The 12,936-nt window shown below is 59.9% G+C and carries 11 protein-coding genes; 5 read left to right on the plus strand and 6 right to left on the minus strand.

Features of this window, described 5'->3' with window-relative positions:
- Window positions 1-106 precede the first annotated feature (106 nt).
- Both ACOABP_RS30080 and ACOABP_RS30085 read right to left on the minus strand, forming a co-directional pair.
- Complete coding sequence (locus ACOABP_RS30080) at window positions 107-1,489, minus strand: GAF domain-containing sensor histidine kinase (RefSeq protein ID WP_474230720.1); 1,383 nt, start codon at window positions 1,487-1,489, stop codon at window positions 107-109.
- Window positions 1,446-2,561 (minus strand): flavodoxin family protein, encoded by a 1,116-nt coding sequence (locus ACOABP_RS30085; RefSeq protein ID WP_474231361.1) that lies wholly within the window; start codon window positions 2,559-2,561, stop codon window positions 1,446-1,448. The genes ACOABP_RS30080 and ACOABP_RS30085 overlap by 44 nt, the downstream gene beginning before the upstream one ends.
- A gap of 161 nt (window positions 2,562-2,722) precedes the next feature.
- Here ACOABP_RS30085 and ACOABP_RS30090 point away from each other — a divergent pair, with 161 nt between their 5' ends.
- From ACOABP_RS30090 to ACOABP_RS30100, 3 genes are all read left to right on the plus strand, one after another.
- Complete coding sequence (locus ACOABP_RS30090) at window positions 2,723-3,310, plus strand: DUF421 domain-containing protein (RefSeq protein WP_474230721.1); 588 nt, start codon at window positions 2,723-2,725, stop codon at window positions 3,308-3,310.
- Window positions 3,311-3,466: 156 nt separating this feature from the next.
- The gene (locus tag ACOABP_RS30095; RefSeq protein ID WP_474230723.1) at window positions 3,467-3,679 is read left to right on the plus strand and encodes a hypothetical protein; all 213 of its coding nucleotides are present in this window, start codon (window positions 3,467-3,469) and stop codon (window positions 3,677-3,679) included.
- Between the two features lie 748 nt (window positions 3,680-4,427).
- Window positions 4,428-4,703, plus strand: coding sequence for a hypothetical protein (locus ACOABP_RS30100; RefSeq protein ID WP_474230724.1), 276 nt, complete (start codon window positions 4,428-4,430; stop codon window positions 4,701-4,703).
- A gap of 489 nt (window positions 4,704-5,192) precedes the next feature.
- Here ACOABP_RS30100 and ACOABP_RS30105 read toward each other — a convergent pair whose 3' ends face one another.
- A complete protein-coding gene (locus ACOABP_RS30105; protein WP_474230726.1) occupies window positions 5,193-6,464 on the minus strand; it encodes a patatin-like phospholipase family protein in 1,272 nt (423 codons plus the stop codon).
- A 113-nt stretch (window positions 6,465-6,577) separates the two neighbouring features.
- Window positions 6,578-8,518, minus strand: a complete 1,941-nt coding sequence (locus tag ACOABP_RS30110; RefSeq protein ID WP_474230727.1) for a putative Ig domain-containing protein — start codon at window positions 8,516-8,518, stop codon at window positions 6,578-6,580.
- 321 nt (window positions 8,519-8,839) lie between these two features.
- On the opposite strand from ACOABP_RS30110, the gene ACOABP_RS30115 reads away from it, so the two are divergent.
- Complete coding sequence (locus ACOABP_RS30115) at window positions 8,840-9,118, plus strand: Lrp/AsnC family transcriptional regulator (protein WP_474230728.1); 279 nt, start codon at window positions 8,840-8,842, stop codon at window positions 9,116-9,118.
- 65 nt (window positions 9,119-9,183) lie between these two features.
- On the opposite strand, the gene ACOABP_RS30120 is transcribed toward ACOABP_RS30115, so the two are convergent.
- Together ACOABP_RS30120 and ACOABP_RS30125 are read right to left on the minus strand one after the other, a co-directional pair.
- Window positions 9,184-10,344, minus strand: coding sequence for an IS30 family transposase (locus ACOABP_RS30120; protein WP_474230729.1), 1,161 nt, complete (start codon window positions 10,342-10,344; stop codon window positions 9,184-9,186).
- Window positions 10,345-10,465: 121 nt separating this feature from the next.
- Complete coding sequence (locus tag ACOABP_RS30125; RefSeq protein WP_474230730.1) at window positions 10,466-11,959, minus strand: DUF1254 domain-containing protein; 1,494 nt, start codon at window positions 11,957-11,959, stop codon at window positions 10,466-10,468.
- Window positions 11,960-12,419: 460 nt separating this feature from the next.
- On the opposite strand from ACOABP_RS30125, the gene nikR reads away from it, so the two are divergent.
- Complete coding sequence (nikR, locus tag ACOABP_RS30130; protein WP_474230731.1) at window positions 12,420-12,884, plus strand: nickel-responsive transcriptional regulator NikR; 465 nt, start codon at window positions 12,420-12,422, stop codon at window positions 12,882-12,884.
- Window positions 12,885-12,936: the final 52 nt, after the last annotated feature.

Below are 12,936 nucleotides of genomic sequence, written 5' to 3' on the forward strand. Positions count from 1 at the left end.
CAAGACCGACGATGAACAGCCATTGCCCCGTCAGGTGGCTGGCTCATGTCATCTGATCGCCACGCCTGAATACCCGGGGGGAACCATGCCGGGCTCGTGCGCTGACTCAGTGAGAAATGGGCAACGATGCCGTAAAACGCGTTCCCGTCTCTTGTGTGGAATGAACCTGTAGCTTGCCGCCGTGCGCCTTGACGATCTCATTGCAAATGTACAACCCAAGGCCGAGACCCCCGACGGTGCTCTGCGTCGCGGGGCGCCAGTATGGCTCGAAGATTCGCTCGACATCTTCCGGGGCAATAGGCGACCCGGCATTGGCGACGGACAGCACCAGTTGTTCGTCCCGAGTGTATGCATTCACAACCACCGGAGCGTCTGATGCACCGTAAGCAATGGCATTGGCGACCAGGTTTGACGTCAACTGCTGCAGGCGGCCGATATCGCACAATATTGGCACGTCAATCCGGATGTCATCATGTATGGTCCGGCCCGGGTGCGTTTCCGCGAGCTCGTGCACGACTGCATTCAAAGATGACGCAAGGTCAGTTTGGAGAACTGCCTCAACGGGTAGTCCGCCACCGAGTCGTCCCCGGGCGAAATCCATGACGTCCGCAATGAGCTTTGACATGCGCTGCACGGCTGATTGGATTTTCTGACCCGTCTTCACGAGCGCTGGATCTTCCTTGCGTAGCACCAACCCCTGTGCGGCGTAGCTGATGGCTGAAAGGGGGTTTCGAAGATCATGACCGAGCACCGCAATGAATTGCTCGCGCAGATTGGCGGTCTCACGCTCCTGGGACAATGCTGCGTGGATACCCTGTGTCACCATGTCGTTGGCAAGCTGCGTCGCGATAAGGCTCGCAAAGCTTTCGAACATCGCCAGCGTGCGCGAGTTAGCCACGGATGCCGGCTTGGCGTCGATCGCACAGAGATTGCCAAAATACGTGCCGTCGGCAAGCACGATGGGCACGGAAATGTAGCTTCTCAACCCATAAATCTGGGGCGTATGGTGGCCCCGATAAACGGGATGCGTATCAAAGTCGTCCACCACGATGGGCTGCCGGGCCGCTCGGGACTCAAAACACAGCGTTGTGCGCAGATCGAGATGGTCGCCTGAACGCAATCCAAACGACACTCGGTCATGTACGGCGCAGGCCGTCCATGACTCGTCGGTGACCCGGGCTACGGCGGAGAAGCCCATACCGGTGGCGTCACAAACCAATTGCAGAATGGTTGGAACCGACTCAATGCGGTTCACCGATGCGATGTCGTCGAGAATCACGTCGGTGGACGGCCGCGCGGCAGGCAAGTTTTCCATAGTCGCCAGGGCAAAAGTGTGGGGAAAGATTGATGGTTGGCGCAATTGTAAGGCCACTCGTGCGTGGTTCCGGTACGCCCGACGGGAAACCTTCTTTCCCCCGGACAAGATCAGGTCCTCCCTTCGAATCTCACTTCTGCCGGACGGGCGGGACATTGCGGTCAGGCGCTTCAAGTTTTCCCGCCCGGCGAAGACAAACCGCTTCCGCCATTGCGCCGGCTACGCTTTCCACCTCGCGTTGCACGGCCTGATCGTGATCGAGCTCGGCATGGCTGGTGGCGTACGGGCGCCAGTAACCGATATATCGATCGAGCTTGGCCAAATGCCCTGCGTCGATGAACCCCATCCAGTCCAGCCAGTCGCATAGCGCGCGACGCACGCCGTCAATGCCAGCGACGTCGCCATGCACCGCGACACCGTAGACACGCCCGGCCAGGTGTTTGGGATAGCCCCAGCCCTGCAACTCCAGCGCCTTGGCTTCCTCAGGTTGCTTGCCATGCGTGCTGCTCGGGTCAGGGTTGCCTCCATCCGCGCACACGAGCCGGTCCATCATCAGTTTGAGCGGGCCAGTGGCTTGGTACCAGTAAACTGGCGAGACAATCATCACGCCATGGGCACGCACCCAGCGAGGATACAGTGCGTTCATCCAGTCGTTGACCTGACCGAGAGAATGATTGGGATAACAACTGCAGGGCCAGTGACAGAGGGGCATGGCTGTCGACACGCAGCCCTTGCACGGATGAATCTGGAGGTCAGGATCGGAGGTCAATCTGCTCAGATCCAGCAAATCGACCTGCATCCCTTCTCGTAGTAGCCGGTTCCGCGCCAGGGTCGCCAGGCGCCATGACTTCGAAACTTCGCCAGGACACGTGAAATCATTGCGCGATGACGCTATTACCAGAAGTACTCGAGATGCAGATGCAGGGTCGTCGTGTTCACGTTGCGCGGCCTCGATCGCCGTCTTTGCTTCGCGCCATTCGACCGACAACTCATAATCAGGGTCCGCATGGCCGGGACCGGCTTTCACCGTAACTGGCGCCTTGCGACCTGCTTGATACGCCTCCCAGGCAATCGATTCGAGCCGCTCGATCGCGGCGTCCTCCTTGCGGTACGCTGGGTCATAGAATCGGGAGCGGAACCGGTCACGGAATGTTGCACGATCGACGTGCCCGCTGATCTGTCCTTTGCGCACGGCGTTCGATGCAGCAGATGTCGATTCCTCTGGAGCTGGCTTCGTCGTAGCTATTTTGTCTTTCGGTACGGTCACGGGGCGCTCCTGAGGCGAAACAATTACATCGACAACGATCTGCCGCCGTGTAATTTTTTCTGTACGAGATTGGCAGGGTTATCTGACGGTACCCACTAGCGCAGATGGAAGCTGCTACGCACAAGCTATACCAACTTGGCATGGAAGATGCCCTTTCCACCGCAAGTGTCGACGCTTCAGGAAGTTTCATCATGCAACTCATGTTTTCCATATTTGGCGAGGGCGATCACCTCGCCTGGTGGCAGATGAGTGCGCGCGCTATCCTCATCTTTGTTGCCGCGTGGGCGCTGCTGCGACTAGCCGGCAGTCGTGCGTTCTCACAGCAGACATCATTCGACCTCTGCATCATGCTGTTACTTGGTGCCGTCCTGTCACGTGCCGTGGTCGGTGCCAGCCCAGTGATCGGTACGCTGGCAGCATCCGGCGCTCTCGTCGTCTTGCATCGCCTCGTCGGCGTCCTGTCAAGCCGCTTTCCGGCATTCGACCGGTTCGTCGGGGGCAGTCCGATCGATCTTATGCGACAAGGAAAGCTCGACCGCGCCGGCATGGCCCGCGCCATGTTGAGCGACGAAGACCTGCGGGCCAATCTGCGCGCGAGCTTCCACGCAGAGACGCTGCACGAAATTGAACGTGTGGTGCTTGAACGTAGTGGGCGTTTGACGTTCGTGCGCGTACAGGAACGGCAACGTGCTGTACCGACCGGACAAGCGCGAGAGCGGATGCCATGACCCGTTCCGCCAATGTAGCGACATTCATGCGCTGGAACGCACTGTGCCTTGCCCACCGCGGGAGTGTGCACGGCGGGATGATGGCTTTTCGGATCGCTGATGTGCCAGGATGAGGCAGCGTGTTGCGCTGCGCAATCGTGGCATAGGCACCCGACCATGACTTCCATTCTGGATGTCGAAGCCACCTTAATCCGGCGCTATGGGCTCACCGGCGAACCTTTTGCACTTTCCATGGCGCGGGGCGTGCTGACACCTACTCCCGCAGATCTTGCCATCGCCAACAAGTTGGCCGACGAGGCGTCAGCCAGACTGAACTATTTCCGACGACCCAGCACGGGGCGGCGAGCCAATATGCTCAGGCACATCTAGTGCGCAGTATCCATGGACCGTGATGTCGTACAGGACTGCCGATGGGCTGAGGCCCAACGTTGGCGTCTTGTCATCGAGTTCTGCGTCGGCTGACGTCTCGATGGTGCCGAGCCACTGTAGCGCATCGCGAGGAATTTCAGTAAGAGGCGTGCCAGCACGGACGAACAATGCGCGGGCCCCGTTTCGGTGCAGTGTGATGAACATGGCGACCTCAGCACAGGAAACATTGAATAGCTTTGCCGGTGAGCTCGTCTGAGCAGAATAAATATACGTCTGAGATGAGCCGGAATTCAAGAAGGCGGATATATAGCCACGTCCTGTAAAAGTCGGTGGCTTCACACTTTGCGCTTTCTCCCTACCGCGGATGGTACGGTTGAAATGCCGCATCGGTACCATCCGGCAGACTCGACACACACACTTGCACGGTACGTAATTCACGGTACGTAATTGATCAAGTTACGCCCTGGTGGACCACCTGGGGTGCGAATGCGCCGCAGCACGCGTCTTGCCGTCCGAGTAATGGAGACTCACGCTACGCGCGGCGGCGCGCAGTCCTTCGCGCGCGGAAAGGGATCACGCGTTTCGCCCCGCTCAAAAAGCGGGAGCGGCTGTACTAAGGTCATTTTCGAGGCGTTTCGCAATCGGCGCCTCGGTTATTGGCCGCCCGACGCTCCCAGACGCGGGCGGGCTCTTTCCCTAACCGGGCGGCTCGGGAACCCAGGCGCGACAGTCCGCTTTTGCAGTCATCATGAACATCGTCGTGTTGCGGCACGGCAATAGGGCTCTGCTCTTGCCGGCTGGCCGTTCTCTCCTCGACTGTCCCGTCGTCGTCCGTCTCTGGTTCGGACCACCCCAGACAGAGATCACCACGCAACTCACCCTGGATACACCGATGCCCGGTATCCATCCGCCGCTTGTGCTGCAAGAGATTCAGCAACACGGTTTCTGCGCGCTGGACGAGTGCGGCGTGGTGCGGGCGTTTTCGCCCTCGCCGCTGACCAGCGTCCGAATGGTCGGGAACTAGATCTGAGTGCTACGGAATAGCTGTGAGCGCAAAGCCCGTCGCCTGGAATCCCGCATGGTAAGCCAGAGTGAGGCTCACTTCGCGCCGGTCCATCATTGGCCGGATTGTGGCCCGCTGCAGTCATTCGATTCAACGCAACTGAATGGCTCCCTTGGGTCGCGAACCGCCGATTGAGCTGGGCCCGGCTCGTGAATGAGTGTCGACGACCGGGTCCGGCCAATAGCCGCCTCTTTTCCGAGGCTACACATGGTCATTAGAGAGTACGTTCCTGCACCTCATGAATAGATCAGTTCGGGCGTATTGTCGGCCGCACCCGCATCAAGCTGTGTACCGCTTTCGTCCTGGCCCCCGCACCGGGACAGGCGCAACGCCTGGCCGCCAGGCTTGCTCGGCCCGCGGGAGGTCGCTCGCATCAGTTATGCGGAGAATGGAACGAGCTGGAGATCCTGGATCGCGGAGTGGAGCGCGCCAATCAATGCCATAAATGCGCTATTTCTCCGTTGCCGTGACGCGCGGCAAAGCAAATCCGGGCGGTGCCTTAGCCCACGGGTAGCCCTTCAATGCCATCTTATAGGCGGTGTCGTAGAGTGCACGCATATATTCGGTATCAAACTCTTCTTTATGAGGAGCGTTGAAGCTTGCCGGGATGAAGGCAAGATTGAAGTCAACGGCATCGCGATTGGCAGTCGCGTAGATGCGGTAAAGATCGCCGATGCCTTGGCTTTGAATCATCGATGCGACCGCGCGAGAGGCTATGCTCATCGTAGAGCGTTCCACCTGCACCCAGTCCGCGTCGAGTCGAGCGTTGCGAATAATGTAAAGCTGGCGGTCGCGGCGGACGCCGACCGAAGCCGCCTCCTCTTGTACACGGAGTGTCGCGGGGTAGGCGAATACCTGTGCCACGACACCACCATCAACGTGCATTTCCTGGTAGCGGGTTCCATTGACTTCCACGTCAATCATCATTGGGGGAAAGGCGCCTGGAATTGAAGTGGAAGCGACCAAGACCTTTATGAACAGGTCCAGTGCTTTGGGACCGCCATAGGTCGCGATCTTTCCCATGTCCCAAATGATTCCTCGACGCGCATCAAGGTCGGTCGTCGCGACTAATAGCATGCGGCCTTTGGCGTACTCGGCTGCGATCTCCTTGAGCAGATCCTCAGTCATGAATTTTCGGGTCAGCGTCAGTAGCGGTCGGTTATCAGCCATCGCGTCACTTAGCACGCCCCCGAGAAAACTACGCTGTTCCAGGACGTCCTTCGGGGAGATAGTCGTGTAGACCTGCTTCAGCGTCGCGTCGTACTTCGCTCCGAGAAAAGCGAAAGGCGCGATCAGCGCACCTGTGCTGATGCCGGTGACCAGCTTGAACTCTGGCCTTGTTCCTGTCTCCGTCCATGCATTCAGCAAGCCCGCAGCAAATGCGCCGTTGTCACCGCCACCCGAAATCGCGAGATATACCGCCGGTGGCATCGGGCCAGTCTGCCCCTGTCGGGCGAGATAATCCCTTTCCCTCTTCAGTGCGTCAAAAGCCGCTTCAGTCAGGCCGGGGGCATCCGCACCCGCAGCGTAGCGCACACCAGGCATACCTGGAATCTCAGCATTACTTGTTACTTCGCGTGGGACTGCTGGCAATCGTCCGGGCGTAGTTGAGCACCCTTGCAGTGCAAGTGTGAGAGCAATGGATAGGCCGACAAAAACGGACTCGATGTTCAGCCTGTTAGCGACAAAAACCTTGAACGACACTACGAAGAGTTTGCTCATGATTTCGCCCTCCTCGAGGGAATTCAGCTTTCGGTTGCTTGCCGGCCAGTTTAAATCGCTCTGCGGAACGGCCTCGGATCAGATTCGGCCCACGACCTTGGCGCCCTCACAATCTAGTGAAACAGTTCTGTGTAGGACAAGATGCCGCGTCCAATTCCGCCCGCTACCAGGACCCTGCCGTCTGCGAGCAACGTTGCTGTGTGTTGCTCACGCATTTGCTCAAGACTGCCGACTTGGGACCAGCTTCCAGTCGTGGGGTCGTACATCTCGCTCACGAACAAGTCGCTCCCGGCTGTACCGCCAGCCACCAGCACTCGCCCGTTGGCCAGGAGCGTGGCAGTGTGGAAGTCACGTGCCTGTTGCAAGCTGCCTGTCGCTGACCACGTACCCGTCGTGGGATCGTAAAGTTCAGCGGTTGCGAGTGCCTGGGTGCCATTGAATCCCCCGGCTGCGAGCACCCTGCCGTCGGTGAGTTTCGCGGCGGCATAGGCGTTGCGGGCCTGGCTCATGCTGCCAGTCGACGACCACGTGCCCGTGGCGGGGTCATATAGCTCGGCCGAGGCCAGTGCGCCGCCGCTGGCATCTTCGCCGCCGGCTACCAGGACCCTGCCATCGGGCAGCAACGTGGCGGTGTGCTGCTTGCGCGCCTGACCAAGATTGCCGGTCGGTGACCAGGTGCCCGCGGCTGGATCGTAGAGTTCGGCCGACGCCAGGGCGCCCGTACTGCCTCCCTGACCCTCGCCGCCTGCCACCAGCACGCGGCCATCGGGCAACAGCGTGGCGGTGTGGCTGTCACGCTGCTGGCCCAGGCTGCCGGTCTGCGACCAACCGCCGGTGGCGGGGTCGTAGAGTTCGGCCGAGTTGAGCGCGTTCCCTCCACCGGTGCCGAATCCCCCCGCCACCAGGACTCGCCCGTCGGGTAGAAGCGTGGCGGAGTGCGCTTGCCGGCTCCGCGCAAGGCTGCCAGTTCGTGTCCAGCCGTTCGTGGACGGATCAAACAACTCGGTAGAGGAGGTCGCCTGCTTCCTGTTCCCTGCCGCCACCAGGACTCGACCGTCGGGCAACAGTGTGGCCGTATGCCGGAAGCGCCCTAGATTCATGGCATCGGCGGGTTGCCACCGACCGACCTGGGCTGCGGCCACAGTAAGGGAGATCCGCGCGGTAACGCTGCCGGCGCTATTGCTGGCGGTAACGAAGAACGTCGTCTGAGCCAGTTCGGCAGCGGGCGTGCCGCTAATGACCCCGCTCTGCGTGTTGATGCTCAATCCTGCCGGCAACGCAGGGGATACCGAAAACTGGGTGACTTCGCCGCCGGAATAGGCAGGCTCGTTGTACGTGATCGGCGCGCCAACAATATATTCGGGAAGTGGATCCACATAGACGAGGCCAACCGGCGGCACGGCCGCCGCAGCCACTTCGATCGTCAGCAGGGCCTGGACACTGTCCACGCTGTTGGTGCCCGTCACCGTATAGACCGCTGATGCGGTCACTGCTGTGGGGGTGCCAGTGATAATGCCGGTCTGAGGGTCCATGGCAAGGCCCGCCGGCAAAGCCGGCGAAACGCTGTACTGTGTGATTTCGCCCCCCGTGCTGAGCGGCGTGTTGGGTGTGATGGGGGCATTGGTCGGGTAAATGACCGACCGGTCCAGGTAGTCCAGTCCGTCTGGTGCAATGGGAACGTCCTTGACTTCGATTTCGACCCGGGTGGTCGTACTGCCCGCAGCGTTAGTCGCCGTGATCGTATAAACCGTCGCGTGGCTACTGCCAGTAGGCGTGCCGCTGATCGTGCAATCCTGGGGATTGAGGCTCAGGCCTGGCGGCAACGGCGGAGAGACCGTACATTGCGAAATAGCACCCCCGCTGTTGCTCACCGTTTCCGGGACAATTGGAACACCCACTGCGTAGATCGGCGATTCGTCGCGCTCGACCAGACCGGCCGGTGGTGTCAGGGCATTGGTCGTACTGTCCCCACTATCGCTGCCGCCATTACCACACCCTGCCAAGACGATTGCCAGCGTCGTGAGCAAAATTGCCAGCCAGCGCAGTTTTACCATTTTCAACTCCGGCCGCTTCCTCGATGGGATTAGCATAGATCACTGTCAGCGGAGCGAAAAAATGAATGTGCAGCGGACTCTTGTACCGACGTCGGGGGGCGGCCTCTCGCACCCGAGGGGCCGTAGCACAGCGACTTGCCACCGCAAACTCGACCGTGGAGTGAAGTGCACAACGAGATGCATTGGATTGGCCGCTTCTGCGAGCAATGCAGGGCACACGTGGGGCCTGCTTAATCGTTGGGCATTGCCCGCAAACCTCGGCCAGAAAAGGGCCGTCGCGCGTTTTCCACAGCTTTATCACCATTCGATGGGGACAACTCCTTGATCGGGGATCTGAATGTATTCGTCGCCGTCACGCTGGTGAATCAGTCGGAGGCTGTCATCAAGGGCTTCGAGAAGGAAATTGTTGTCGCACCGGAGGTTATGAGTTGCTTCACCATGACCGACGACGCCGACTTCATCCTGCGCGTGGTCGTCCCAGACATGGGCTCGTACCAGAACTTTCTGACGCGGACACTGACGCGCATTCCTGGCGTCGAACATATTCGCTCGAGCTTTGTACTCAAGACCGTACTAATTCGAAACTCCCCGATGGTCTGACGAGGAAAGCTCATGACTGGTCATTGCCGCCATGGATTCGCGAGGGTCTCAAACCGACTGCGGATTCAACCGGTCGATGCAACGTACTGGTGAAACCTTTCAGCCGGCGTATCGAAGTTCAACGTCTTGCGAGGGCGCTCGTTTAGTCGCCGGGCTACGGCGTTGAGTTTCGCTTGCGAATATGCTGAGAGGTTGGTGCCCTTCGGAAAATACTGCCTCAGCAGTCCATTCATGTTTTCATTCGAACCGCGTTGCCAGGGATGCTGAGGGTCGCAGAAATAGACTTGAATATTTGTCGCCACAGTGAAGCGCTTGTGCCCGGCCATTTCTGTGCCCCGATCCCAGGTCAGCGATTTGTAGAGCTCCTGCGGCAGCTTCCTGACGTGCTTGATCAGCGCATTGACCACGGCCTCAGAATCCTTGCCAGCCGTCTTCACCAGCATCACGAACCGGCTCTGGCGTTCAACCAGCGTTGCGATTTGGCTGTTAGCGTCGCCGAATAGCAGGTCGCCCTCCCAGTGCCCTGGTATCGCACGATCTTCGGCCGTGGCAGGACGTTCACTGATCGAGATGGCGTCCGCGATGTTGGTGCGTCCCTCAGTCTTCATTGTGTACTGGCGCGACCGACGCATGACTCTCGAGCGCCGCAAATGCTCCAGCAACTCCTTCTTCAAAGCGCCACGCGCCTGAATGTAAAGGCTACGATAGATCGCCTCGTGTGACACCTGGTAGTCCTTGTTGACCGCATAGACATGCTTGAGCCAGCCCGCAATCTGCTCGGGGGACCACTGCAGCCTCAGCTTGCCGGCGACGACCCGCGCCAGCACCCGGTTCCTGACAAGCTTACAAAGCTTCGGACGACGCGCTCGCTCCCAGGCCAGTGCGTCGGCCTGGCTCGCGCGATAGCTCTGCCGCCCGCCATTGCGCTCGAGCTCACGGCTAATGGTAGACGGAGCGCGATTCAGCCGCGATGCAATGGCCCGAATCGAAAGCCCTAACGCCAGCGAGCGCGATATCTCCTCACGCTCGGCAAACGTCAACGCTCGCGCGGCGCGATGGCGTTGTGCTGGTCGAATGCCTCCCGCGTCCGACAAGATCCTCTGGACTGAAGAGTGCCCGCGATCAAATAGCCTGGCGATCTCATGGATCGTGTCACCCTTGCGCCAGCGATCCCACATGAGTGCCTTCTGCGTCTCGGAATAATAGATCCTCGGCCTCTGCTTCATTTGCAACACCTCCACTGCTCACACAGATTCTAGGTGTTGCATCGACCGGTTGAATCCGCAACCCTTCACCGCCATTCCCGAACAGTAGAGGAACGACCGTTCGCGGCCGGAGATCAGTCACCTAGCCGCCGATCACCTCAAAGTCCGGCAATTTGAAGGTCTTGTTGTTCAAGGCTTCCGTTGCGCCATAGAGGCGCATTGTCGGCATGGGTCGTTTGCCTTCGGTCGGTATCCAGTTCGACTCTAGTCCGGCCGGTGCCTTCGGGCCAACGTAGAGGGTCACACCGCCATCGGAATTTCGCTTCATCTTGTCCAGATCGTATGAGGACAAGGTCGTGCGATTGGAGTCACTGTAGATGAACGAGAATGTGGCGCGATCGTAGACGGTCAGCGCCCAGAACTGCTTGACGGGCATATTGGGCGGGACGTCCAGCTTGTACAGTTTTGCGGCCTCGAGCAATTTGCCGTTCTTGTCCGAAAGCGCGATCAGATACTGAGTTGCCGGCGCATCGGTGAGCACCTTGGGCATATAGGTGCACCAGAAGTACTCGGCGGCCCGTTCAATCAGGTCGATGCGGTCGTCGTAGGTGAAGGTGAACTTTCGGTTGGCATCGCTCTGCAGCAAGGAGACATAGTGGCGCTCGGGCCAGTAGACACGCTTGACCATCTCGGTATCGAACCAGTGCTGCAAGAAGAACCAGGCGTCGATAGCGGCCTGGCGCATCGCGCGCTTTGCCGTATCGTCCGGCGTGAACGGCTTGCCCTTCGCGATGCCCAGTGACGTCAGCATGCCCATCATCACCTTATCCTGCTCTTTCACCGGCTCGACGCTCATGATCTCGTGCATGTCTTCGAAATGCCGCTCGTCGTAGAAAGGTAGCGTGGCGTAGCGGCGGTCCGCGGGATCGACGAATCGCTGGCGCGGCGGACTCGTGGCCTCGGAGAGGTAGTACAGGCGCAGCTTCTGCGCGTAATGGTAGGCGTCTTCGATCGACTTGCCCGGGGCCCGTACCGATCGGAATGCCAAAGCGATGCGGTAGTTCGGTGAGGCAACGTGGATGTAGCCTTTCGGGATGGAACCCTTGTAGCCAGGTGGGGTAAAGAGATACTTACCACCTTTGCCCTTGTCGAGACCGGACGGCCCGACATCGGCAATCGTGAATTGCCACGCGTCAACGACCTGACCGTACAAGCTGCCCTCCGCACTGGCCACTGGCACTTCCAGCACCGCCGGCCCCTTGCGTAGATCCGTGTAGGCGGCGATGTAGGGTGTCGAACTGTTGGCGGTAAGTGCCTCTAGCTTCGGCGTTGCCGGCGCAGAATAGGCAATGATGTCGTTGTCCTTGAGGCCGAGGTCCGTGAACGCCGCTCGCCGGAAGGAATAGATTGCGATGGCCGGCATGTTCCAAAGCACCGCTTCAAAGGCGCGGTGGTACTTGATCTGGTAGTCGAAATCCTTGATCGATGGGGCCGCCCCCTGGGGTGGCTGTCCCCCCAGCGGCTCGCGCGCGCCACGGTCATTGGCTGGAGCAGCCGGCTGTGCTCCGGCCGGTACGGCAGCGGTGGTTGCAAGGGCTCCGGCTGCCGTCGAGATGAGAAACTCGCGTCGATCCATAGATTGCTCGCTACAAGGGGTGGTTGAAGTCCGGGAGCGCGGGTAATGGAAACCGTCGACGCCACTGGATGCCTTATGGTGCATCGCCATGAACGGCGCGCGAATTCAATCTTTTCGCGCGCGATCTGAAAAGGTTACGTAGCCGGTGGATGCCGTCGTGGCACAGCCGCAAACAGGCAACCAGCTAGACATGAATGGCCGGCACTTGGCTGAGAGCGGTCTTTCGGTGCGTGTTGGTGGACGGCGGCTTCTGGCCGGCTTCAGCAGACCGGCTGGCTGCGGTCATGGCGGGCAGTCTCTGGTCGACCCATCGCAGCCATCCGCGTGCCGAGTCTCATCCGACGGGAATGGGGTGTACAACGGACGTTGGGAGGAAGCGTTCGAGGGCTATCGTCGATGAAGGTGGATCGCGTTGACGCCGTGATACCTTTACCGATCGTCCGCTTTTCTGCTGCCCCACATGGAACGCTTCACTATCTCCCTCGATGACTCGCTCGCAGAGGAGTTCGACCGCCTGATCACCGAGCACGGCTATGACAACCGATCCGAAGCGGTGCGCGACATTCTGCGCCGGCATCTGGACCGTTGGCGCGAATCCAACGACAGCGAGGGTCCATGCGTGGCCACGCTGTCCTACGTCTACAACCATCACGAGCGCGACCTGGTCGAGCGACTGGCGGTAATCCAGCACGAGCGGCACGACCTGACGGTCTCGACCATGCATGCCCACCTTGACCACGAGCGTTGCATCGAAACCGTGATCCTCAAGGGGCCGGCCAGCGCGGTGCGCAAGCTGGCCAACGCGATCAGCAGCGAGCGCGGTGTCCATCAGGGGCAACTGAATCTGGTCATGACCGAGGCGGATGCGATGCGGCATGAGTCGCATGGACATCCGCACAGTCACCCGCATCATTCCCACGACTGACCGCTAAACACGACTGAACTCGACGAGGGCGAACGCGCTCCAGGATAGGGCT

It is taken from the genome of Cupriavidus sp. HE11, from assembly GCF_056097175.1.